The 23487-nt window shown below is 65.2% G+C and carries 16 protein-coding genes; 7 read left to right on the forward strand and 9 right to left on the reverse strand.

Features of this window, described 5'->3' with window-relative positions; all coding sequences use genetic code 11:
• Positions 1–14: 14 nt before the first annotated feature.
• Positions 15–809 carry a protein-L-isoaspartate O-methyltransferase gene (locus N551_RS0118465; RefSeq protein WP_027568170.1) on the reverse strand — a complete coding sequence of 265 codons (795 nt, stop codon included), beginning with the start codon at positions 807–809 and terminating at the stop codon, positions 15–17.
• Complete coding sequence (locus N551_RS0118470; RefSeq protein WP_027568171.1) at positions 806–4273, reverse strand: AAA family ATPase; 3468 nt, start codon at positions 4271–4273, stop codon at positions 806–808. The genes N551_RS0118465 and N551_RS0118470 overlap by 4 nt, the downstream gene beginning before the upstream one ends.
• Before the next feature lie 141 nt (positions 4274–4414).
• On the opposite strand from N551_RS0118470, the gene N551_RS0118475 reads away from it, so the two are divergent.
• The 4 genes from N551_RS0118475 (at position 4415) to N551_RS0118490 (ending at position 13136) form a co-directional block, all read left to right on the forward strand.
• Positions 4415–10870, forward strand: coding sequence for a non-ribosomal peptide synthetase (locus N551_RS0118475; RefSeq protein WP_027568172.1), 6456 nt, complete (start codon positions 4415–4417; stop codon positions 10868–10870).
• Between the two features lie 141 nt (positions 10871–11011).
• Positions 11012–11182, forward strand: a complete 171-nt coding sequence (locus N551_RS38880; protein WP_162847227.1) for a hypothetical protein — start codon at positions 11012–11014, stop codon at positions 11180–11182.
• A 245-nt stretch (positions 11183–11427) separates the two neighbouring features.
• Positions 11428–12159: a 4'-phosphopantetheinyl transferase superfamily protein gene (locus N551_RS0118485; protein WP_027568173.1), complete on the forward strand. Its 732-nt coding sequence runs from the start codon at positions 11428–11430 to the stop codon at positions 12157–12159.
• On the forward strand, positions 12156–13136 hold the full coding sequence (locus tag N551_RS0118490; RefSeq protein ID WP_027568174.1) for an LLM class flavin-dependent oxidoreductase: 981 nt from the start codon (positions 12156–12158) through the stop codon (positions 13134–13136). The genes N551_RS0118485 and N551_RS0118490 overlap by 4 nt, the downstream gene beginning before the upstream one ends.
• Before the next feature lie 138 nt (positions 13137–13274).
• On the opposite strand, the gene N551_RS0118495 is transcribed toward N551_RS0118490, so the two are convergent.
• The 3 genes from N551_RS0118495 to N551_RS0118505 all read right to left on the reverse strand — a co-directional run bounded on the left by N551_RS0118495 (position 13275) and on the right by N551_RS0118505 (position 17457).
• Positions 13275–14300: a histone deacetylase family protein gene (locus tag N551_RS0118495; protein ID WP_027568175.1), complete on the reverse strand. Its 1026-nt coding sequence runs from the start codon at positions 14298–14300 to the stop codon at positions 13275–13277.
• 186 nt (positions 14301–14486) lie between these two features.
• Positions 14487–15428 (reverse strand): SMP-30/gluconolactonase/LRE family protein, encoded by a 942-nt coding sequence (locus N551_RS0118500; protein WP_027568176.1) that lies wholly within the window; start codon positions 15426–15428, stop codon positions 14487–14489.
• Positions 15385–17457, reverse strand: a complete 2073-nt coding sequence (locus N551_RS0118505) for a sorbosone dehydrogenase family protein (protein ID WP_027568177.1) — start codon at positions 17455–17457, stop codon at positions 15385–15387. The genes N551_RS0118500 and N551_RS0118505 overlap by 44 nt, the downstream gene beginning before the upstream one ends.
• A 206-nt stretch (positions 17458–17663) precedes the next feature.
• Here N551_RS0118505 and N551_RS0118510 point away from each other — a divergent pair, with 206 nt between their 5' ends.
• The 3 genes from N551_RS0118510 (at position 17664) to N551_RS0118520 (ending at position 19917) form a co-directional block, all read left to right on the forward strand.
• Complete coding sequence (locus N551_RS0118510) at positions 17664–17897, forward strand: hypothetical protein (RefSeq protein WP_007606355.1); 234 nt, start codon at positions 17664–17666, stop codon at positions 17895–17897.
• 9 nt (positions 17898–17906) lie between these two features.
• The gene (locus N551_RS38885) at positions 17907–18083 is read left to right on the forward strand and encodes a hypothetical protein (RefSeq protein ID WP_197031156.1); all 177 of its coding nucleotides are present in this window, start codon (positions 17907–17909) and stop codon (positions 18081–18083) included.
• Positions 18084–18327: 244 nt separating this feature from the next.
• Entirely contained in the window at positions 18328–19917 is a 1590-nt protein-coding gene (locus N551_RS0118520) for a gamma-glutamyltransferase family protein (protein ID WP_027568178.1), read from the forward strand.
• Positions 19918–19919: 2 nt separating this feature from the next.
• Here N551_RS0118520 and N551_RS0118525 read toward each other — a convergent pair whose 3' ends face one another.
• From N551_RS0118525 to N551_RS0118540, 4 genes are read right to left on the reverse strand one after another with little or no spacing between them, the layout of a single operon-like run.
• Entirely contained in the window at positions 19920–21206 is a 1287-nt protein-coding gene (locus tag N551_RS0118525) for an FAD-binding oxidoreductase (protein ID WP_027568179.1), read from the reverse strand.
• Between the two features lie 12 nt (positions 21207–21218).
• A complete protein-coding gene (locus N551_RS0118530) occupies positions 21219–21950 on the reverse strand; it encodes an amino acid ABC transporter ATP-binding protein (protein WP_027568180.1) in 732 nt (243 codons plus the stop codon).
• On the reverse strand, positions 21947–22600 hold the full coding sequence (locus tag N551_RS0118535; protein ID WP_027568181.1) for an amino acid ABC transporter permease: 654 nt from the start codon (positions 22598–22600) through the stop codon (positions 21947–21949). The genes N551_RS0118530 and N551_RS0118535 overlap by 4 nt, the downstream gene beginning before the upstream one ends.
• Positions 22601–22631: 31 nt before the next feature.
• A complete protein-coding gene (locus N551_RS0118540; protein ID WP_027568182.1) occupies positions 22632–23390 on the reverse strand; it encodes an ABC transporter substrate-binding protein in 759 nt (252 codons plus the stop codon).
• Between the last annotated feature and the right edge of the window lie 97 nt (positions 23391–23487).

Consider the following 23487-nt stretch of genomic DNA (forward strand, 5'->3'; position numbering starts at 1 on the left):
AATGAAACGAATCATTAGCCATCCGACGGCAGCCCCTGCTCGATGCCGCGAAAGCGCAGCGGCGCCAGCGCGGAGGCGCGCTGCCACCAGTCGGCGACGCGGTCGTCGAGCGCGGTCACGCCTCGACCCTGACCGGGGAAGATCCGGATCTGCTGCACCGCCTCGGCTTCGAACCCCTTGCCCTTGCGGGTGATCTTGAGCGCGGCCCCTTCGCGGTCCCGCTGGGTCAGCGGCACCAGAAGCCGGCCGCGCGGACGAAGCGACCGAAGCCAGAGCGGATGTGGCTGCGAGAAGCCGGCATGAACGATGATCACGTCGGCGGGTTCGCCGATGTCCTCGCATCCGTCGCCATGGACGACCGCGACGTTGCTATAGGCGCCAAGATAGGTCGCGGCGCGCGCCGCAAGCCGCTCGTCGCATTCGATTGCCTGCACCCTGCCCTTGGGGCCCACGATCTTCGACAGCACGGCCGAGAAATAGCCGCGCCCGCAGCCGATCTGGACCACACGGTCTTTTTCCCCGACGTCGAGCAAATCGATGAAGTGCGCCCACAGGCTCGGCAGTCCGGTGTCGAGCTTGCGGCGCGCATCGATCGCGACCAGCACATTGTCCTGGAGATGAACGGGATCGGCATCCGGCGTCAGCCGATAGAAGCGCGCCGCCTCGCTCTTGATGCGCCAGGGTCCCTTCGCCAGAAACTTTTCGCGCGGAACGGTGGCGAGGGCTTCTAGCAGGCGCATTGAGGAGATCTGCTCGCGCTTTGCGATCAGCTCCACGTAACGCGCACGCGCGGCAGCAAGATCACTCATCTCACGGGATCGACTGCACGAACAGGCGCGTCCGCGCCGAGCTCGTCGATCAGTTGCATCGCCTGTTTCAGGTCCGGCGTGGAAAAGCCCTCGCTGAACCTGCCGACGATCGGTACGAGCAGGAGACGAGCGTGCTCGCGCTTGCCGGCTTGGTGCGACAGGCGCGCGAGGCTGACGGCGGAGCGAAGCTCCCACGACAGCGCGCCCTGCTTGCGCGCGATCTCCAGCGACAGGTTGAACAGGTCCTCGGCCTCCTGCACCGAGGCCGGATCCCCGTCCAAGAGCGTGATCTCGCCTTGCAGGCGGTAGACTTCGGCGAGGTAGGAGTGATCGCCGGTCCGTCTTGCGGTCGCGAGCGCACCGTCCAGCGCGCGCAAGGCGGCATCGCGCATCCCGACCTTGGCGTAGGCCTCCGCGAGCAGGCAGCGGAACCAGCAGCCGGCGAGCCAGGAATCCATCGCTTCGTATTCGTCGAGACCGAACCGCATCTGACTGAGGCCTTCGTCGGCCTCGCCGAGCTGCGCCAGCGCCCAGCCGCGCAGGATCGCGGCCTGCTGCTTCCAGTGCAGGAAATTGTGCTCGGTGGCGATGATCATGGCGCGGTTGGCGTGGTCGCGCGTGCCCTCGACATCGCGCAAATGCTGACAGAGATAGGCGCCGAACACGAGCGCGAAGGCTAGCGTGAAGGGGTGGCGGATCTTCTCGGCGTTCGCGATCGCCTGCTCGCTGTGCTGGCGCGCCGCGTCGGGCCGGCCGAGGAACCACAAGAGGTAGCCGAGATAGGACAGCGAGACGACGCCGGGATCGGTGCCGTGCCGCTCCATCAGATCGGAGTGCAGATCGGGGCTGTAGAGGTTGATGCAGCGATGCAGATGGTGCTGGGACACAGCAAAGCGCCCGCGATAGAGCATGGTCATCGCGATCGAGCGATGCGCCTCGATCAGATAGCCGGTCTGCTGCGCCGGCAGCGTCCCCTCGTTCAGCCGCTCGCGCTTGGCGAACTTCAACAGCTCGACGCTGAGATCGTGCGCGCGGGTCAGATCGGCGCGGATGAAATGACAGACCCAAAGCCCGCGCGTGGCGGCGAAGGCCTTTTCGTCGTCCTCGAGCTGCTGGCCGAGCTCGAGGGCGCGGACGTAGTTCTCCTCGACCTCCTGCACGGCATAGCCCTTGGCGGCGATCAGCGCGTTGCCGAGCGCGATGCGCAGCTCCAGCTCCATCTCGTCGGCGCCCTGCATGCGCGCATTGGCCTGCACGACGCTGAGGCCGCGGCGCAGATGGCCAATCGCCTCCAGATTGGCGCCGCTCTTGGCCGCCTGCTTGCCGGCCTTGAGCCAGAAGCTGGCAGCGCCCTCGCTCTGGCCGGATTCGGTCAAATGATGGGCAAGCAGCTCCGGTTCGCGCTCGGTCTTCTCGGGATACATCTCGGCGAGCACCTGGGCGATCCGGGAATGCAGCTTGCGCCGCTCGCTATGGAGCAAGCTCGCATGCGCAGCGTTCTGGATCATCACGTGCTTGAAGGAGTAAAGCGCGTCGGGCGGATGGCCGCGGCGCATGATCAGCCCGGCCTCCTCCAGGTGATTGAGCGCGGCCTCGATCTGTTCGGCGGGCGTGTTGGCGACCGCGTGCAGAGTCTCGTAGGAGAATTCGCGGCCGATGGTGGCGCCGATCTGCGCGATCCGCTTGAACGGCCCCATCCGGTCCAGCCGCGCCATCAGCGAGTCCGTCAGTGTCGCCGGGATCGCGAGCTGCCGCCACGGGCCCGACAGCACGTAGCGCCCGTGCCGTTCGGTCAGGAGGTTGGATTCGAGCACCGTCTTGGTCAGCTCCTCCAGGAACAACGGCACGCCGTCGGTCTTGACGATGATTTCCTCGATGACTTCCTTGGGAAGCTCGCGTCCCGCCACGCGTTCGACCAGCGTCGCGCGCAACTGCCGGCTCAACCGGCTCAGGACCAGGGTCGTGATATGCGAGTGGGCGTTCCAGCTCGGCTGGAATTCGGTCCGCGCGGTGATGATGACCAGGATTGCCCGGTTCTGTGCCCGGTCTACCAGGAGATCGATCACCTCACGGGACGTCGGGTCGATCCAGTGCAGATCCTCGAATGCGATCACCAGCGGCTGCTCGCGCGCAAGGCCGAGAAAATGATTGACCAGCGCCGCGACGGTCGCATCCTTTTGCTGCTGCGGCGACAGCTCGAGCGGCGGATAGCGGTCACCGGTCGGAATGGACAACAGCGCGGCAAGCAGCGGAGCAACCTGCTCGATGTCGCCATGAGCGGCAGCGATCGCGGTCTCCAGGCTCGCCAGCGACTGCACGGACGCATCCTCGCGATCGAGACCGAGAGAGAATTTGAGCTGCTCGGCGAACGGATAGAACGCCGTAGAGGTGTAATAGGGCGAGCACTGGAACGAGACCTGTCCATGGCGGTCGCCCGCGATCCGCTCGAAGATTTCCTGGATGATGCGCGACTTGCCGATGCCGGGCTCGCCGAACTTGACCACGACCTGGCCCTCGCCGTCCTTGGCCTGCTGCCAGCGCCCCATCAGCAGCGCAATCTCCTCCTCGCGGTTGACGAGCGGGGTCAGCCGCGTGCCCATCGCGGCGGCGAAGCGGGTCTCCACCCGCGAGGCGCGCATCACATGCCAGGCCTGGGCTTTCTCCGAGATGCCCTTGAGCGCGTGGACGCCGAGATCGCGGTAGTCGAACTTCCCCTTCAACAGCGACTGGGTCGACGTGGAAATCACCACACCGTTGGGCGGCGCCAGGCCTTGCAGGCGCGCGGCGAGATTGACGGTTTCTCCGACCGCGGAGTCGCGCTCTTCGGTGCCCTGTCCGACGAGGTCGCCAACCACGACGAGACCGGTCGCGATGCCGATGCGGACGGCGGGTGAGTGGCTGAGCGCACCACGCGGCTCGATCGCGCGGGCGGTCGACAGCACCCGGACGATTTCCAGCCCCGCTCGCACGGCGCGCTCGGCGTCGTCCTCATGTGCGGTCGGATAGCCGAAATAGACCAAAATACCGTCCCCGACGAAGCGGGCGGCAAAACCTTCGTAATGCTTCACCACGCGGACACAGGTTTCGCGGAAGCTCGCGATCATGTCGCGCACGTCTTCCGGATCGAACTGCACCGAGAGCGAGGTGGAATCCACCATGTCGCAGAACATGGTGGTGAGCTGACGCCGCTCCGCGCCGACCTCCGTCCGGATTTGCGGGCGCGCCGTCCCGTCGGGCTTCTCCGCGGTTTCGGCCCGGAACAACGCGGTCATGGCCCGCTGGAGCCGCTTCCGATCGCCGAGTGGCAATCCGAGCTCGACCAGATCGGATTCGGTCAGGTCTCCCATGACATCGAGATCGAGACGGTGCTGCGCGAAGAGATCGGTATAATGGCTAAGACCGATACCATCGAGCCAGCGCTTCAGCCCGCCTTCCGTTCCCGTGCCCGGCTCATTCTCCAGCATGGTGATTCCGCCCGACCAATCACTCCGTCGAAGGGCTCAGGGCCCCGCAACCACAGATTTTGGGGCCAAACTTCACCTCAGACTGGACGCGTTCCCTAACTTCTTGGAAGAATAGCCCAATCGGATCAAAAGGGAACGGAATTGTCGGACGTCACACGCCCAACGCCGCAGGAATTGGCCAGCGCGACGGCCGAAACGAAGATATTCGCGGATATCGGCGGCCTTCTCGATTTCCATGCCCGCAAGAGGCCGGCAGCCCCCGCCCTCCTCGCCCCTGGCCGGCCGGTCCTCAACTACGGCGGGATTGGCGCGCGGACGCAGGATCTCGTCCGCACGCTGCGCGGGCTTGGCATTACCCCTGCCGACCGTATTGCGGTTGCGCTGCCGCGCGGTGCCGACAGCGCACTGGCGTTGATCGCGGTCGCCTCAAGCTGCGCTTGCGTGCCCGTCAATCCCGATCTGACGGCGGACGAGCTGCAACGCTATTTCAGCGAATTGAAGCTGAGCGCGCTCGTCACCCGGGCCGACACGAACTCGGCGGCCCGCGATGTCGCCAAGGTGCTCGATATTGCCGTGATCGATTTCGTGTCAGGGTCGCAAGACGATCTCGGCGGCTGCACGTTCGTCGGGCCGGCGGTTGGACCGGCGAGCAGCAGCGGCGCCTCGCGCGGCGACGACGACGCGTTCATCCTGCTGACCTCGGGCACGGCGGCGCGACCGAAGATGGTGCCGCTGACGCATCGCAATGTGTGCCTCTCCGCCTACAATGCCGGCCGCGTGCTGTCGCTCGCGTCCCACGATCGTCTGCTCAACGTCCTGCCGCTGTTTCACGCCCATGGTTTGATTTCCGGCCTGCTGACGGCGCTGGCCGCGGGCTCCAGCGTGATCTGTACGGAAAGTTTCGACGCAGCCTCCTTCTTCGGCTGGATGCGGCAGCTGCAACCGACCTGGTACACGGCAGTGCCGACCATCCATCGCGCGCTGCTGACGGCGGCCGAAGCCAACCCGGATCTTGCCCGATCGTCCTCGCTGCGCGTGATCCGATCCGCCTCGGCGTCGCTTGCGCCTGCGATCCTCGACGGGCTGGAAGCGACGTTCGGCGTTCCCGTGCTCGAAACCTACGGCATGACGGAGGCAGCTTCGCAGATCGCGGCCAATCTGTTCGAGCTGCGCAAGGTCGGATCGGTCGGCCGCGCCGCGGGCCCGGAGATCGCCGTCATGGACGAGACAGGCCGCGCGCTCGCCAGCGGCGAGCACGGCGAGATCATGCTGCGCGGACCGAACATGAGCCGCGGCTACTATAATGACGAGGCGGCGACGCAGGCTGCCTTCCGCAACGGCTCGTTCCGGACCGGCGATCTCGGCTATCTCGACGCCGACGGCTATCTCTTCATCGTCGGCCGTATCAAGGACGTCATCAACCGCGGCGGACAGAAGATCTCGCCGCTGGAGGTGGAAGAGGTTCTGCTCAGCCATCCGGCGGTGCTGGAGGCCGGCGTGTTTGCCGTCCCGCACCCGAAGCTCGGCGAGAACGTCGCCGCAATCGTGGTGCTGCGGCCGAATTCCGAGGCGACCTCGGACCAGTTGCGCCAGTTCGCCCGGAAACGGCTCGCGGCCTACAAGGTGCCGAGCCTGATCCGCAGCGTGGCGACGCTGCCGAAAGGCGCCAGCGGCAAGGTCAAGCGCAATGCGCTGGCCGAGCTGATCGCAACGATGGGCGGCGGCGAGGAGGAGGCGCGTCTGCCGCGCAACGCACTGGAGACCGAGCTCGCCGGGATCTGGGCCGATTTGCTGGAGCTGCCGCAGGTCGGGAGCGATCAGGACGTCTTCGCACTCGGCGCCGACTCGCTCGCGGTGACGCAGATGCGCTCGCGCCTGCGCGAACGCTTCAACGTCGATTTCTCGTTCGAGGACGTTTTTGATTGCGCCACGGCCGCGGCGCTTGCGGCCCGGATCGAGACCGCCGCCATTCATCGCGAAACGATGCTGCCGGCCTGGCGCCAAGCCATGAAAGCAGACGCGCCGCTGTCGTTCCAGCAGCAGCGGATGTACGTGCTCTCGCGACTGGACCCCACGCGCTACAATTATAACGTCGTCGAAGTCGCGCTCCTCAAGGGTGGGCTCGATGTCGCCGCACTTTCTACCGGCCTCGCTGCGGTGTCGGCGCGCCATAAGGGGTTGCGGTCGGTCATCGTCGAACGTGAGGGCGAGCCGGTGCAGCTTGTGCTGCAATCGCCGCCGCAGTTCGAGCGGATCAAGCTCAAGGCCTGCCCTGCGGACAAGCGGGCCGCTGTGGTCAGGCGCGAAGCGCTCCGGCTCGCGCAACATCCGTTCGACCTCGCGCACGAGGCGCCGCTGAAGGTCACGTTGCTCTCGTTCGACAAGAGCAGCCACGCGCTCGTGGTCAACGTCCATCATCTCGTCACCGACGGCTGGTCGCAGCGGCTGTTCTGGGAAGAACTCGCCGCCCATTATTCGGCAGCGCGCAAGAAGGACGTGGCGGCACTGCCTTCGCCAGCCTTCCAGTATCGCGACTTTGCGCTCTGGCAGCAGAGCTGGGCGCAGACGCCGGCCGCCAAGGAGCAGCTCGATTACTGGCGGACGCAGCTCGACGGCGTCACCACACTGCCGCTGCGAACCGACCGACTAAGGCCGGAGGTCTGGAGCGGCCACGGTGCCCGTCACTATCTCGAATTCTCCAAAACCCTATCGGCCGACCTGCGTGCGCTGAGCCAGAACCAGGGCGTCACGCCCTTCATGACCTTGCTCGCAGTCTTCCAGTGCCTGCTGTTCCGTCACACCGGACACGAAGATGTCGCGACCGGCTCGCTGATCGCCAACCGCAACCAGATCGAGAGCGAGCGCCTGATCGGATTGTTCGCCAACACCCTGATCCTGCGCAATGATTTTGGCGGCGATCCGAGCTTCGGCGACATGTTGCGCCGGGTACGGCAGGTCACGCTCGATGCCTATCGCAACCAGGACCTCCCGATCGAAGAGGTCCTGCGCGCGCTTCAGATCGCGCGAAGGACCGACGGCAATCCGCTGTTCCGGATCATGTTCATCCTCCAGAATGCCTCGATCGAGGCGGCGTCTTTCCCCGGTCTGTCGACGCGGCGGATCGAGATCGATCCAAAAGTGGCGCGATTCGACATCACGCTCGAACTGGTCGAGGCCGACGGCCGTTTCACCGGCTTCTTCGAATACGCCACCGATCTGTTCGACGCTGCGACTATCGAGGGCATGGCCGCTCAGTTCAAAACCCTGCTCAAATCCGTCATCGCCGATCCCGAGCAGCGCATCTCTCACTTGGCACTCCTGACCGAGACCGAACGCCGGCAGCTGGTGGCGCAGGGCCGGGGCGTGCCGGCCAATTTCGCCACGCGCGGCAGTCCGAGCGAACGTTTCGACCGCCAGGTCAAGAAGACGCCGAACGCGATCGCCGTGTCGGACGGCCGCACATCCGTGAGCTACCGCGAGCTGGCGCGCCGCAGCCAGGCGGCCGCGCGCTGGCTGGCCCGCGAAGGCGTCGGCGCCGAGGCCGTGGTCGCCTTGCTTGCGGAGCGCGGGCCCGACCTGCTCGCGGCGATGATCACCGTGCAACGCGTGGGCGCTGCCTTCCTCAATCTCGATCCCGACCAGCCGCCGGCACGGCTCGCAACCATCCTCGGATCGAGCGGCGCCCGCATGCTGCTGACCGGACGGGCGCAGTCGTCCATGGCGGAGGCGCTGCTCGAACCGCTGGTCGAGCGCATCCAAATGGCCGGGCTCGAGGATGCGATCGCGCCAGCGTCGACCAAGCCGGCCCGCGCGGCGCGGCGCGCGGCTTCGAGCCTTGCCTATCTCATCTACACCTCCGGGTCCTCCGGCGCGCCGAAGGGCGTCATGATCGAGCAGCGCGGGCTTTCGAACCATCTCGCCTCGCTCATCTCCGAGCTGAACCTCTCGCGCCGGGACGTGATCGCGCAGACCGCGCCGCAGAGTTTTGTCATCTCGGTATGGCAGTTCCTCGCAGGGCCTATGGTCGGCGCGCGCGTCCATGTCTGCGGTACCGCGATCGTGGGAGATCCGATTTTGCTCGCGCGCGAGATCGAGCGCGAGGGCATCACGGTGCTGGAGATCGTCCCATCGCTGCTGCGCGTGATCCTCGATCGCATGGACGAGGCACAGGTTCGACGCGCCTTTGCGAGGCTGCGCCTTCTGATCTCGACGGGCGAGCCGCTGCCCGTCGATCTCTGCAACGCCTGGTTCGCGCGCTGCCCGAAAGTGCCGCTGATCAACGCCTATGGTGCGTCGGAATGTTCCGACGACGTCTCGCTGCATTGCCTGACCAAGGCACCCACGACCGCGACGGACAACGTCCCGGTCGGCGCGCCGCTGCCGAACATGCAGCTCTACGTGCTCGACGCAAGCCTGCAGCCGCAGCCGGTCGGCGTGACCGGCGAGCTCTGCATCGGCGGCGCCGGTGTCGGCCGCGGCTATGTCAACGATCCCGCGCAGAACCGGCAGCGCTTCCTGCCCGATCCGTTCTCGCGCAAAGCAAGCAGCCGGCTGTACCGGACCGGCGACCTCGCCCGCCGCCGTGCCGACGGCACAATCGAATGCCTCGGTCGCGCCGACCATCAGGTCAAGGTCCGCGGCTACCGGATCGAGCTCAAGGAGATCGAGAACGCGCTTGCCGACCATCCGGATGTGCGCGCCGGCATCGTCGAACCGCGCCGCGAAGCAAGCGGCGATGTCAGGCTGATTGCCCATATCGTCGCGAGATCCGGCAGCCGGAGCAGCGCCAGCGAGCTGCGCGACTTCCTGAAGAGCCGGCTGCCGGGCCATGCCATCCCGTCCGCGTTCCTGTTCCTGGACCAGGTGCCGCTCAATGCCCATGGCAAAATCGACCGGAGCGCGCTGCTGGCGCCGGCGCAGCAGGAAACCTCCGGACCGGATGTGACTGTGCCGGCGCGGCGCTTCACCGAAAAGGTGGTGTCCGACATCTGGATCGACCTGCTGAAGGTCGAGAGCCTCGGCGTGACCGACAATTTCTTCGACCTCGGCGGTCATTCGCTGCTGGCGGGCCAAGTCATGGCGCGCGTCGCCCGGGCGCTTGGCGTATCGCTGCCGATCAAGACCATCTTCGAGGCACCGACGATCGACGAGCTTGCCCGGCGGGTCGACGAGGCCGTGGCGGCAAAGCCGCGCAAGCCGGCGGCAAGTTTCGCAAGGCTGGCTACAGCAAGCCTGGCCGAAGGCAGCCCTCCCACGCTCTCGATCGCACAGGACCAGATGCTGCGGATCGAGCAGAATCTTTCGGGTTTGCCGCTGTTCAACCTGCCTTTCGCCTTCCGTCTTCAGGGGCCGCTCGATCTGGCCGCCCTAGCGCAGGCGATCGACGAGATCGTGCGCCGGCACGAATCGCTGCGGACCCATTTCGGCTGGAGCGGCGGGGAGCCCGTCAGCCGCATCGCCGCGCCCGGTGCCCTCGGCCGTGTCCTGACTGTCGAGACGATCGGCGACGGTCAGCCCCACAACAACAAGCGGCGCAAGGCGCTGGAGCTCCGCAAGATCAATCTCCTGATCGAACAGGAGACCTATGTCCCGATCGACACCACGCGCGCGCCGCTGCTGCGCGCCCGGCTGTTGCGGCTCCACGATGACGATCACGTGTTGCTGCTGACGCTGCACCACGCGGTCGTCGACGGCTGGTCGATCGGCGTGCTGTTCGAGGAATTGTCCAACCGCTATGCGACACTGGCTGGCTATCCGTCGGTGCCGCTGCCGAAACAGCCGCCGGCCTTTTCGGACGTGGCGCGCTGGCAGCGCTGGTGGTGCGGCACTGATGCCGCCCGCCGTCAGGCGGCTGAATGGACGGAGAATTTGCGCGGGGCGGCTCCCCTCTTCGAGGGCGAATCAAGCCCAGGCCCGTCCAGAGGGCACCATCCGGTCAGTCTCGAGCGTGAGCTGATCGGCCGGCTCGCGGCCTTCGCCGGCCAGCACAATTGTACGCTGTTCATGTGTCTGCTAACCGGCCTGAAAGCCCTGCTGCTGGCGCGGACCGGCCGCCACGACATCTCGATCGCCACTGCCATGGCCAATCGCGCCCAGCCGGACACCGACCGGATCGTCGGCCCGTTCGAGAACACGGTGATCGTTCGCACCAAAATCACGCCGGAGCTGTCGTTCGCGCAGGCCGTGGCCCTGGTCCGCCAGAGCGTGCTTGACGCGCATGCGCGCCAGGAGCTGCCGTTCAACATCCTGGCCGACCATCTGGAGCAGGAGGGGGTCAATCCAGCCTCGCTGCTCCAGGTCTATTTCACCCTGCAAAATCCGCTGCGCCAACCGCCCGATCTGCCTGATCTCACGACAGGATCGATCGGCAACATCGCCCGCGAAGGCCAGCCGGTGCTGCCGATCGACCAGACCTGGCTGTCGCTGATGCTCAAGGAGCGGCCGACGGGAATCACCGGTTCATGCAATTACAAGAGCGAGCTGCTCGACGGCGCTACGGTCGGCCAGTGGATGGAGGATCTCGTCGCGCTGCTCGGGGCTGCTCTCGTCCAACCCAATGCGCCACTCGGCCGGCTGCTCAATCGCAGGGCGGCATGACCGACCGCAGAGCACGGGCGAATACGGGGTCACTCGTCAAAGCTGTGAATGACCAAGTTGCATCTTGATTATTTGGCGCCATCGCGCAAGATTATTCTCGCGTTTTGATTTGGACGATTATTTTCAACCGGGGAGTTCGTTATGGGTTTCATCAAATTTACCAAAGGCACCTCCCTGAGCGACAAGGACCGCAAGGCCCTGCAGAAGTTGCTCGGCGCCGAGAAGAAGAAGCTGCAGTCCGCGCTGAAGGACGTCGACGCCAGCATTTCGATGCTGGGCGGCTCCAAGAAGTCCAAGAAGAAGAAGACTTAAGACTCGTCGGCCGGGACGCCGCACGAATCTTCAGGCTTCAGTTTTCGGGCTTCAGTTTTCAGATTTGGCCGCTCGCGTGTCGAGTTGGGGTCTCGCACAAGCTTGCGCCCGTAAACCGGCCAGCAATCGACAAGGATTCGCCCGAGTGGACCGCTAGAAGCGGTCCGCTCACTTGATTCTTGCTCAGTTGATTCTTCCGTCATGGCAGGGGATTTGGCCCCGGCCTGACGCCATGGGCCCAATTGATGGCAGACGACAGAATTGAACTGTTTGTCGGACTGATCGAGACTTTTGACGCGCCGGATGGGGTTGATGCGTGCCGGCGCTTGCTCTCGGTCGACGAACGGGTACGAGCCGACCGCTTCATGTTCGAGCGGCACCAGCGGCAATATATTTTCGCGCACGCGATGTTGCGCCTCGCGCTCTCGCACGTCGCACCTGATGTCGCCCCCACCGACTGGTCATTTGCGGCCGGGCGTTACGGGCGGCCGTTTGTCGCATCGCCCAAGACCTCGAGCACGCTGCATTTCAGCCTGTCGCACGCCGACGGCTGCGTCGCCTGCGTCGTATCGGGGCATGAGACCGTCGGCGTCGACGTCGAGACCGTGTCGCGTCGGGTGGCGCCACTGTCGACCGCGCTTCGGTTCTTCGCGCCGGAAGAGGTCGAAACGCTGCGCGGACTGCCGGAGCCCGCTGCGACCGAGCGCTTCTTCGACTACTGGACGCTGAAGGAGGCCTATCTGAAGGCCAGGGGTTTCGGCCTCAATTTACCGCTCGACGCCTTCGCGATGCAGGTATCGCGCGAGGCCATCGAGATCAGCTTCAAGCCCGATATCGCCGACGATCCGGAAGGCTGGCGATTCCAGCTGATCTCGCCGTCGCCCTCGCATCGTCTCGCGATCGCCGACGGCTCCCGCGCCACCGGCGGCCTTCCCATCACCCGCAATGCATGGCCGCTGCAGGAGGCGGCTGAATGACACTGCCGCGGCTGCGCGTCTTTCCCGCGATTTCGCGCAACCGCGACCCTAAGAAATATGCCGGCGAGCTGATGCGAGTGGCGCAGTTCGCCGACCGCAACGGCTTCGAAGGCATCCTGCTGTTCGAAGGCAACGACGTGTTCGTCGAGCCTTGGGCGATGGCCCAGCACATCATCGGCGAGACGACCCGATCCTCGCCGCTGATCGCCGTCAATCCCGTCTACATGCACCCGTTCACGGCGGCAAAATTCGTCTCGTCCTTTGCGCAGCTCCACGGCCGCAAGGTCTATCTCAACATGATCACGGGGACGGCGGTCAGCGATCTGCAGGGGCTCGGCGACGAGCAGTCGCATGCCGATCGTTATGTCCGGCTCGGCGAATTCGTTGCGCTGATGCGCCAGCTGCTGGCAAGCCCGCGGCCGGCGACTTTCGAGGGCCGGTTCTACCGCGCGAGCAACCTGCAACTGCGGCCGCGCCTGCCGCCGGAGCTGATGCCGGAATTTCTGGTCGCAGGCCAGTCCGAGCCGGCACAGCGCGTCGCAAAGGAGACCGGCTGCATCAAGATGCAGATGCTGCCGCCCGATCTCGATCTCGGCCTCGATGTATCAGGCGTGAATTTTGGAATTTTCGCCCGCGAGGGACGCGAGGAGGCACGGCAAGCGGCAAAGGCGCGTTTCCGCGATAATGCCGACGATCGCGAGCTGCTCGTGCTCACGGTGGAGAACAGCGATTCCGTGTGGAAACGGCGCCTCTACGAGGGCCAGAGCGGCGAACTCGCGGACAATGGCTATTGGCTGCTGCCGTTCCTGACCTTCCAGGCCGACTGCCCCTACCTCGTCGGCAGCTACGCGGAGATCGGCGCGAAGCTGAAGGAGTTTTCCGCCAAGGGGCTGACCACGATCATGCTCGACATGGTCGCGGACGAGACCGAGATGCAGCACGTCTGCAAGGCGCTCGCGGCGAGCGGGATGTTTTGAGTTGTTGATGAAGTCGACCTAACCATCCACATCGTCATTGCGAGCATAGCGAAGCAACCCAGAGTCCCTCCGCGGAAAGATTCTGGATTGCTTCGCTACGCTCGCAATGACGGAGAATGATGGGCTACTCAGCGAGCATCACCGCGCCTCTTCGAATCCGGCCAGCACCGAGGTCAAATTCGCGCCGAGAATATCCGAGAGATAGCCGCCCTCCTGCACGAACACCGTCGGCAAGCCCATCTTCGCGATGGCCTGTCCAATGCGGCGGAAGCCGGGCGTGGTGACGGCGAGACCCTTCAGCGGATCGTGCTCGGAGGCGTCGAGGCCGAGTGCGATGACGAGGGCACCGGGCGCAAAGGAGTCGATCGCCTTGCGTGCGACGTTCATTGCCTGGATGTAGCCGTCATCGCCGGTGCCGATCGCCAGGGGAATGTTGAAGTTGGCGCCGAGGCCGGGACCTTCGCCGCGCTCATGCGCGTAGCCCCACACGTAAGGATAATAGGCGACGGGATCGGCATGGATCGAGACCGTGTAGACGTCCGGCCGCGCATAGAAGATTCCTTGCGTGCCGTTGCCGTGATGGACGTCGACGTCGAGGATCACGACACGCTCGTGCCTCTGCCGCAGATGCGCAGCCGCGATCGCGCTGTTGTTGAGGAAGCAGAAGCCGCCGGCCATGTCGCGATAGGCGTGATGGCCGGGCGGCCGGCAAAGCGCATAGGTCGCATCCTCGCCGTCCATCACCATCTGTGCCGCGGTGACCGCGACGTCGGTCGCAGCGCAGGCCGCGGCCCAGGTGCCGGGGCCGATCGGCGCCGCGGTATCGGCGGTGTGCCAGCCGAGCTTGCCGATGATATGGGTGGGATAGGTCGCGGCATGGCGCACCGGATGGATATTGCCGATCATCTCCGGGCCGGAATCGCCGAGCGCGGTCCAGGCCTCCCAGGCCTCGCTCAGGAACGACAGATATTCCGGACTATGGATGCGCGCACGCGGCTCCTGCCCGAATGTGGTTGGCTCGACCAGTTGGTGCTTGCCGTCCTTGAGCCCCTTAAGCAGGCGGTCGGCACGCTCGGGCTGCTCGGTGGTGCGCTTGACCACGCCGCGAACCAGGAAGAATTGCGGATCGTGGCTGCGGTGCAGTTCGGTATGGACGGCTTTCACTCGAACACTCCGTGGTCGCTCAGGGCTCTTATTTTGACGCGTTTTCTTGACGCGAACCGGTATCCACTTCGCTCGAAAACGCTCTAGTGCCACAGATGTCTAAATCCCCTCGGCGGAGAGATGCAAGCAAGAAGAATGCCGCCCCTCTCACACCGCCCTGCGCCGCAAGCAGATCGCTCGTGAAGCTTAGCAGCGCCCGCGCTGAAGGCAGTGCTCGCGGCCCTCCTGGTCGGTGCGGAAAGCCTCGACGAAGCCGCCCTGACGCTGGGTGACGAAGATCGTCTTGCCGTCGCGGCCGCCGAAGGCAAGATTGGTCGGCTCCTTCGCCCTCAGCGCGATCTCCCGCTCGACCGCGCCATTGGCCTTCATCAACGTGATCGTGCCCTTGAGGATGCGCGCGACGTAGAGGCGGCCGTCCACGTCGGTGCGCAGGCCGTCGACGGTGTCGGGCTGAAACGCCTTGACGAGTTTTGGACTGGTGAGCTCGTTGCCGCCGACCGTGTAGGACCAGATCTGGCCGCTGCTGGATTCCCCGACATAGAGCGTCTTGTCATCAGGGCTGAGATCGATGCCGTTGGTGGTGCCCATCGCGCGCGGCGCCGACATGAGCTGTCCCTGCACCGTTCCGTCGGTTCCCTTCGCGATACGCCAGATGTGGCCTTCGCGACCTTTCCAGTTCGGATCGCTCGCGTAGATCGTGCCGTCGCGGGCGATGGTGATGTCGTTGGGCTGGTTCATCTCGTCGGAGTGAAACCAGATGGTGGGCTCGGTCGATCCCTTCGGGATCGCGAAGATGTTGTGCTTCTTGTAGTCGGCGATGAACATGGTGCCGTCGCGCGCGAAGCGGATGGCATTGCCGACGCTGCCCTCGGGCAAAGCCGTGAACGGCTCGGACACCGCGCCGCCGACAGGCAACTTGCCGATGGTGCCGGGCTTGCCGAAATTGACGACGAAGAGATTGCCGTCGAGATCGGCGGCCGGCCCTTCGATGCCGAAGGTGTATTCGCCTGATGGCGTCACCTGCACGCTTTCGAACAGTTTTGTTTCTGCTCGGGCCGGCGCCGTCGCAAGGACGAGAACAACGCTACTGCACAGGCACCAGAAATTCCTGCCGGATGTAATAGCCATCGCCGTCGCTGCACTCGCCATTCAGATAGGGATCGGCCGGCCGGAAGAAGCGGCTGAAGCCGGGTTTGTCTACAGCGTTCCTTTGTGTCACGACGACGACCTTGGCGGCCGGTATTTCGCCGCATTCCTTGTTGGTTTTGCCAAAGAACTTGCGCTGCGGCGGGCCGGACCTGATCCGCATCCGGAGGCCTGGAACCATTTTTGACACCAGCAGATCCGCCGTGTCGAGCAGGCGCGTGTAACCAGGCTCGGCATTCGGCAGGCCTTCGCCACCCGGCGGCATCAGCTTCTCCGCGCCTAACCCGCGAAGCCGCGTGCGCAACTTGCCGGAGTCGGGATCACCAGGATAGACCCAGCCATCCTGCGACAGCATGAAGCGAAGCACCGTCGCGTCCTTCTGAGCGTCCGATAGGCCCGGCTTCAGGCCGAAATCCGAGTGACAGCCGACGCAATGCTTTTCGACGAGGCCCTTGCGCAAATTGGTGAGCCGGACGCTGTTCGGCGCGTCCCTGGCCACGAAGACCGCCAGTTGATCGATCAGCGCCTGGCTCCGCATGTCGCAGGGCAACGGCGGCGGCGCATCGCCCGCGGCGCGGTCGATCCGGATCACGGTCTGGTTCTTGTCCTCGACCAGCCAGATGGCGCCGTCCTCCGCGACCGTCATGCCGGCGGGCGCGCCTTGCGGCCGGGCGCCGTTGACGCGGTGCCAGCCTGCGATCAGTTCCTCGAACGGCGCGGCGGCGACGTCGCCGCCCTCGGTCTGAAAGCTGTGGGTCGGATCGGCCGCGCAGCTGACATGATAAGACACCGGCGCCGGGGCGGGCTTCGGGAAGCCGTGGTCGTCGACCTCATAGACGATGACGCGGCTGCCGGTCGGGCGATAGCCATGCAGGCCAACCAGCAGCTTGCCTTCGAGCTCCGGAAATTTCGCCCCGTGATAATAGAGCATCGCGAGCGGCGCGCCGTGCGGTGGAAGCAGCGAGAACGGCGCCTTGTAGAGAGCGTTGGCGGTGCACAGCGATTTGTAGACCCCCGACTGCAATACGATCCTGAATTCGGGACTCGGCGTCGACAAATCGTAGCAATAGGGCCAGCCGTAATGCCTGCCCTGCTCGATCGCGTTGATCTCCTCGTTCGGCTTGAAAATGTCGGGCAGGTCGCGGCCGTTCTCGCCTTGCAGGAAGGCATAACCCGCATCGGGGAAGCTCGGATGCAGTGCCAGCGCCATCGAGTTGCGCAGGCCGCGCGCATGGACGCTGTGCGGCGGGTCGGTCTCGCCAGGCTTCAACGCCGGAAAGATACCGCCCGAGGGCGGCGTGAACAGCCAGATCGATGCCATCGCGGAAGCGCCCTCGGCCGCCGCGCAAGGTTTCGTGATCGGCGCCGGCGTGATGCAGTCGTCGCTGTGCGAGCCGATGTTGACGAACAGCCGGCCGTTCTTATCAAAGACAAACTGCTTGAGTGGATGCGCGCTCTCGTCGAGCTTTGTGCCATTGGGCAGCGTGATCCGGCGGCCGGGCATGTGACGGACGATGGTCTCGACCGTGTCGCGCGGATTGTCGGCGAGCGGATCGAACCGGAAGATCGTCTCCGCGCTCGAGGTATAGAGCTTCTTGTCCGGGCCGATCACCAGGCCGAACGGATATTCGATTGCTGTCAGCAGCTCCTTGAACCGCTGTCCCTGGGGCGCGCGCGGGTCGAGCAACAGCAGCCGACCATCGGTATGGCCCCAGCCCGCCATGTCGGCGACCACGAACAGGTCACGACCGGGCACCTGGATGATCGAGCGCGGGAATTTCAGCCGATCCTCCTCGCTGGCGACGAGGCCGGCGCAAAATCCCGCCTTCATGTCGATCTGGATTTTTGGAAAAGCCAGATCGGCACTGCCGCAGGTCTCCGTGCCGATGGCATAGCCGCTCTTGCGGACCGGTTCTGATGAGCCTACCGAGGTGAGGGTCAGGAGGACCACCAAGGCGACCGCGCATGCGCGCAGGCTTCGGCTTTCACGCCAAAATGTGAGGTGGTTCACGGCGCCTCCCGGACTTTCCGTCCAGAGTTGTTCCATGCCGTGGGAATGCCGTCCAGTTGATCAACACCCCCTTGTGATCAAACCGGCAGGGGGCTTGGAGCCGACCAATCTCCGTAGATTCCCTTACCGGGCTCGACCCGAATGTTTCGCGAAGGCTTGGAATGGTATCGGTTTGCCGTCCCAATCGCTCCCAATAGGAGACGCATATGGTCCAGGTCTATTTTCACTGCTCCAACTTGGACGGCACGCTGATCGATCGCAGCGGCACAGCCGTGACCAACCTGACCGAGGCGCGCGACCGTGCCGCCCAGATCATGAACGCGATGATCCTGACGCCCGGCGCTGAGGATTGGCGCGACTGGGTGATCCATGTCAGCGGCTCCGATGGCGAGGAGATCTTCGATCTCCCCTTCACTGCCATGCTCGGCAAGCCGCACTGAGGTGATGCCATGTTGCTCGCATCACTGACCCTGCTCCGCCAGCCCCTGAACTTCGTCGCCAGCAAATGGCAGACGCTGATGCGGGTCGCGGGCAATCCCTACCGCCCCGAGCTTCACTACATGCGCGGCCCTGGCCCGAAATGGCACGCCAAGTATCAGGCCAGCCGGCTGGATCGCGCGCGCTGAGCCCTGCGGCTCCTGCTTCCCACTGATCGGTCTCTCAATGCGTCATGCCCGGGCCTGTCCCGGGCATTCTCGTCTTGGCATCTACGTCTTGCCGACTGCGCCTCCCCCGCCTGTTTCACACCAGCCATGCCACGCCGCCCTTTCGATGTTCTCGGTGGGGGCGATGTGCCATTCTTCGCGCGTTCCGCCAATTGCGGAGCTCAGCGCAACGAAGCCAAACCGAAGACAGCACACAGACATCATCATGCCTCACCAGTTCAGCCACGCCCAAACCGTCCGCAAGCCCGCCGTCACATCCAAAGGCGGCATCGTCGCCGCGCAATCGCGGCGGGCGGCCGAAGTGGGGGCGCAAGTGCTGGCAGCGGGCGGCGACTGCGTGGATGCGATCGTCGCCACCACCTTCGCGCTCAACGTGCTGGAGCCCTGGAACAGCGGCATGGGCGGCGGCGGCGCGATGGTGCTCTACCGTGTCGCGGAAAATCGCTATGAGGTGATCGACTACGGCATGTGCGCGCCGCAAAGCCTGCGCACCGCAGACTATCCGCTCAGCGGCGAAGGTGCGGCTTCCGACCTGTTTCCCTGGCAGCGGGTCAAGGACGACCGCAATATCCACGGCCCCGGCTCGATCGCCGTGCCCGGAGTCGTCGCCGGCATGGAGGAGGCGCATCGCCGCCACGCCAGGCTGCCGTGGAAAGATCTCGTCGCGCCGGCCGTCGCCCTCGCCGGTGAAGGCCTGCTGGTCGACTGGTGGACCACGCTGACGATCGCGGCATCGGCGGCCGATCTTCGGCGCTATCCGGGAAGCGCGGCCACGTTCCTGAAGCATGGCCTGCCGCCGAGCGCGCCATGGGGCATCAAGTCCGAGACGCAGCTGCCGCTGGACGCGCTGAAGGCGACACTGGCGCACCTCGCCGACGCCGGTCCGCGCGATTTCTACCAGGGCGACCTCGCCAGAAGCATCGCCTCCGACATCAAGGCCGACGGCGGCGCGCTATCGGTGGAGGACCTCGCCGCGTTCCGAGCCCATCTGCGCGATCCGCTGGCGATCCCCTATCGCGGCGGCAAGGTGTTTGCGACGCCGGAGCTGACGGCCGGACCGACCATGGCGCATGCGCTGCGCCTGTTGCAGCAGAACCTGAAGCCGGGAAGCGCGCCCGATGCAGCCGCCTACGCCGAATATGCCGCCGCGTTGCAATCGGCCTATCGCGAGCGGCTCAAGGATATGGGGGATGCCGACGGCAAGCGCTCGCTCGGCGCGGACTATCTGGCGCCCGCCTGCACCACGCATTTCTCCGTGGTCGACCGCCACGGCAACATCGCGGCGGTGACGCAGACGCTGCTGTCATCCTTCGGCTCGAAATACGTCACGCCGCACACCGGCATCGCCATGAACAACGGCATCATGTGGTTCGACCCGATGCCGGGCACCAACAACTCGCTCGCCCCAGGCAAGCGCTGCCTCACCAACTACACGCCTGTCATCGCCGAGGCCAAGGACGGCAGACGGCTCGCGGTCGGCGCCTCCGGCGGTCGCCGCATCCTGCCGTCGGTGATGCAGATCGTGTCGTTTGCGATGGATTTCGGCATGGATCTCGATGCCGCGATCCACCAACCGCGCATCGACGCCAGCGAAGGCGCGATCGTGATCGGCGATACCAGGTTGCCGGCGGACACACGCGAGACGCTCGCGGCGCGATTCGACTATGAGGAAGCGCGGGTGCAGTCCTTGCCGCAGAAGTTCGCCTGCCCGAGCGTCGTGATGCGCGACGGCGACACCAATTCCGGCGCGGTCGAGATCTTCCAGCCCTGGGCCGACGCGGTGGCGGAGGGCTGAGCTTAGATCCCCAGCCGGTCGCGCACGCGACCAGCGATCACTGCCGTCGTCACGCCGACCGGCCAGAAGGCATGCATCGGGATCGGCTTGATGCCGGTGACGGGCATGTCGATCTCGGCCTTGGCGCCGCCGATCAGACGTCGCGCGAGCTGCGCGCCCATCGCCGTCGAGAGCGCGACGCCGCGGCCGTTGCAGCCGAGTGAGATCAGGATGTTGTCCGCGGGCTCGTGCACATGTGGGTAATGATCCGCGGTGATGGCGAGCCGGCTGTTCCAGCCATGGGTCCAGGCAACGCCCTTGAGCTGCGGCCATAGCCGTTCGGCGTATCGCATGAGATAGGCGACGTCGCGCGGCGAACTGATCCAGCGCATCGGCCCGCGGCCGCCCATCAAGAGGCGGTTCTGCTGATCGATGCGGTAATAGACGGTGATGTGGCCGCTCTCGTAAAGGACGGGACGCGTCGGCATGATCGAACGGGCCACGTCGTCAGACAGCGGGGCCGTGGCCGCGATCGAGGAAAACACCGGCACGATGGTGCGGCGAAGCGCCGGCCAGAGATCGTCGGTAAAACCGTTGGTCGCGAGCAGCACCTTGTCGGCATGCACCACCGCGCGCGGCGTCTCGATGCGCCAGCGGCTGCCTTCCCGGCGCAACGATAGTGCCGGTGTTTCGCCATGGATTTTCGCGCCTGCGGAAATCGCGGCGCGCGCGAGGCCGCGGGCATAGCTCAGGGGATGCAGGTCGCCGCCGCGGGTATCGAACATGGCGCCGATGTAGCGATCCGTGCCGGTCATCTCGCGCAATTGCTCGCGATTGATGTACGACACCGGCATGCCACGGGCGATGCATTGCCGCGCGGTTGTCTCGATCGCGGCGGCGCTGGCCTCGTTATAGGCCGCGCGCAGCGTACCGTTCTGCCGCGCTTCGCACGGGATCTGGTAGCGGCGGATCAGATCGTGGGTGAAATTTGTCGTGCCGTATGAGAAGGCGACCATGCGGCGGCCGAGCTCGACGCCAAAATCGGCTTCGATCTGATCGGGGTCGTGCTTCAGTCCCGGATTGGTGTGGCCACCATTATTGCCGGATGCGCCCCAGCCCGGCTCCTGCGCCTCCAGCACCAGCGCCTCGACGCCCTGCTCCGCCAGATGCAACGCGGTGGACAGCCCGGTGTAGCCGCCGCCGATAATGGCGACCGAGACCCTCCTGTCGATCTCGAGCGGCGGCGTGGCCACCGGCGCAACGGCGGTATCGGCATAGAGAGACGGCGGCAGAGGCAGGCGCGTGGTCATGGCGAAGACCGATCAGAGCGGATGCAGCACGCGGCGCAGAAAATCCTGCGTCCGCGCATGCTGCGGTTGGTTGAGCACCGATTTCGCCGGTCCCTGCTCGACGATGACACCGCCGTCGATGAACAGCACGCGGTCGGCGACGTCGCGGGCAAAGCCCATCTCGTGGGTGACGACGACCATGGTCATGCCGTCGTCGGCGAGCTTGCGCATCACGCCAAGAACGTCGCCGACCAATTCAGGATCGAGCGCCGAGGTGGGTTCGTCGAACAGGATGGCCTTGGGCTGCATCGCCAGCGCCCGCGCGATCGCGACACGTTGCTGCTGGCCGCCGGAGAGCTGCGGCGGATGTTCGTTGGCTTTCTCGGCAAGGCCCACCTGGGCGAGCAGCGCGCGGCCACGCTCGAATGCGGCAGCGCGCGGCTCCTTCTTCACATAGAGCGGACCTTCGACCACGTTCTCCAGCACGGTCCGGTGCGGAAACAGGTTGAAGCGCTGGAACACCATCGAGACCTGGGTGCGGACTTGCACGATCGACGGCGCGTCGCGGTCGACCTTCAATCCCTCGACGCTGATCTCGCCGCGGTCGTAGCTTTCGAGACCGTTGATACAGCGCAAGATGGTGGACTTGCCGGAGCCGGAGGGGCCGACGATGCAGACCACCTCGCCCTTCTGGACGGACGCCGTGATGCCCTTGAGCACCTCGTTCTCGCCAAAGCTCTTGTGGACGTCGGTCAGCTCTATCATTTCTTGCCGGCCCGCTTCTCGAAGTGACGGACCAGCAGGATCAGCGGAATGCTCATGGTGAGATACATCAGCGCAACCATCGTAAACACGTTGGTGTTCTTGAAGGTCGAGGACGCGATCAGCTTGCCCTGAAGGGCGAGCTCGGCGACCGTGATGGTCGAGGCCTGCGAAGAATCCTTCAGCATCATGATCATGACGTTGCCGTAGGGCGGCAGCACGATGCGCACCGCCTGCGGCAGCACGACCCGGCGCATGGTCAGCCACCAGCCCATGCCGATCGATTGCGCCGCCTCGATCTGCCCCTTGTCGATGGCCTCGATGCCGGCGCGGAAATTTTCCGCCTGATAGGCCGAGTAGGCGATGCCGAGCCCGAGGATCGCAGCCTGCAACGCGCTGAGCGTGACGCCGAGATCAGGCATCACGAAGTAGAGGTAGAACAACAGCACGATGATCGGAATGCCGCGGATCACGTTGATCAGGCTGGCGCTGAGCAGCGACAGCACGCGGATGCCGGAGACCCGCATCATCGCCCAGACCAGGCCAAGCAGCGTCGAGAGCAGCAGCGAGCCGATGGTAACGACGATCGTCAGCACGACGCCGCTCATCAGGATCGGGAAGAATTCGGCCGCGTCGTGCCAGAAGCCTTTCATCGATCAGCTTTCATCGATTGGCCGCTGGCGATCAACCCTGTGCCTTCAGACCCCATTTATCAAGGATCTTGTCGATGGTGCCGTTGGCCTTCAGCTTGGCGAGCGAGGCATTGATCTTGCCGAGCAGCGCGGCTTCGCCCTTGCGCACGCCGATGCCGACCGAGCCGACGGTGACGGGCTTGTAGCCGTCGACCAGGCGCACCTCGGGGAAGCCGCCCTGCTTCAGATTGTAGGCGAGGATCGGATAGTCGGCGTAACCGGCCTTGAGGCGGCCGGTGTTCACGTCGCGCAGGATGTCGGGGATGGTGTCGTAGGCCTTGACGTCGGCGAACAGGCCGGACTTCTTCAGCGCGTCGACGAAGGCGGTGCCGACCTGGGCGCCGACCGTCTCACCCTTCAGATCGTCCTGGGTGGCGTAGGCCTTGGTATCGCTCTTCGGGACCACGAGGCCTTCGCCATAGGCGTAGATCGGGTCGGAGAAGTCGACGACCTCCTTGCGCGGCGCCGTGATGAACATCGCGGCCGCGATGATGTCGATCTTGCTCGATGTCAGCGACGGGATCAGCGCCGAGAACTGCATCGGCTCGATCTGCACGTTGAAGCCGGCATCCTTGCCCACTTCAGTGACGAGATCGACCATGATGCCCTGGATGCTATTGGTCTTGGTGTCGAGGAAGGTGAAGGGAATGCCTGTCGGCGTCGAGCCGACCTTCAGCACTTGCTGCGCCGAAACCGGCGCTGCTGCGGCAATCGCAAGTGCCGCGACCGCGGCCAGACCAAAACGCTTCATCGCATCCCCCTTGGGCCCGGCCGATGGCGGCGCTCGCAGATCTCGTCATCGCAGACGTTGCGGGCCAAGCCATTTCGGCCTATTTTCACCAATATGA

This window comes from Bradyrhizobium sp. URHA0013 (assembly GCF_000518345.1).
In the GTDB taxonomy this organism is placed as follows: Bacteria; Pseudomonadota; Alphaproteobacteria; order Rhizobiales; family Xanthobacteraceae; genus Bradyrhizobium.

What these genes read in the sequence shown, in the direction of transcription:
- N551_RS0118465 (WP_027568170.1), bottom strand. Translation starts at nt 809, where the DNA reads ATGAGTGATCTTGCTGCCGCGCGTGCGCGTTACGTGGAGCTGATCGCA.
- N551_RS0118470 (WP_027568171.1), bottom strand. Translation starts at nt 4,273, where the DNA reads ATGCTGGAGAATGAGCCGGGCACGGGAACGGAAGGCGGGCTGAAGCGC.
- N551_RS38880 (WP_162847227.1), top strand. Translation starts at nt 11,012, where the DNA reads ATGGGTTTCATCAAATTTACCAAAGGCACCTCCCTGAGCGACAAGGAC.
- N551_RS0118485 (WP_027568173.1), top strand. Translation starts at nt 11,428, where the DNA reads ATGGCAGACGACAGAATTGAACTGTTTGTCGGACTGATCGAGACTTTT.
- N551_RS0118490 (WP_027568174.1), top strand. Translation starts at nt 12,156, where the DNA reads ATGACACTGCCGCGGCTGCGCGTCTTTCCCGCGATTTCGCGCAACCGC.
- N551_RS0118500 (WP_027568176.1), bottom strand. Translation starts at nt 15,428, where the DNA reads ATGGCTATTACATCCGGCAGGAATTTCTGGTGCCTGTGCAGTAGCGTT.
- N551_RS0118510 (WP_007606355.1), top strand. Translation starts at nt 17,664, where the DNA reads ATGGTCCAGGTCTATTTTCACTGCTCCAACTTGGACGGCACGCTGATC.
- N551_RS38885 (WP_197031156.1), top strand. Translation starts at nt 17,907, where the DNA reads ATGTTGCTCGCATCACTGACCCTGCTCCGCCAGCCCCTGAACTTCGTC.
- N551_RS0118520 (WP_027568178.1), top strand. Translation starts at nt 18,328, where the DNA reads ATGCCTCACCAGTTCAGCCACGCCCAAACCGTCCGCAAGCCCGCCGTC.
- N551_RS0118525 (WP_027568179.1), bottom strand. Translation starts at nt 21,206, where the DNA reads ATGACCACGCGCCTGCCTCTGCCGCCGTCTCTCTATGCCGATACCGCC.
- N551_RS0118530 (WP_027568180.1), bottom strand. Translation starts at nt 21,950, where the DNA reads ATGATAGAGCTGACCGACGTCCACAAGAGCTTTGGCGAGAACGAGGTG.
- N551_RS0118535 (WP_027568181.1), bottom strand. Translation starts at nt 22,600, where the DNA reads ATGAAAGGCTTCTGGCACGACGCGGCCGAATTCTTCCCGATCCTGATG.
- N551_RS0118540 (WP_027568182.1), bottom strand. Translation starts at nt 23,390, where the DNA reads ATGAAGCGTTTTGGTCTGGCCGCGGTCGCGGCACTTGCGATTGCCGCA.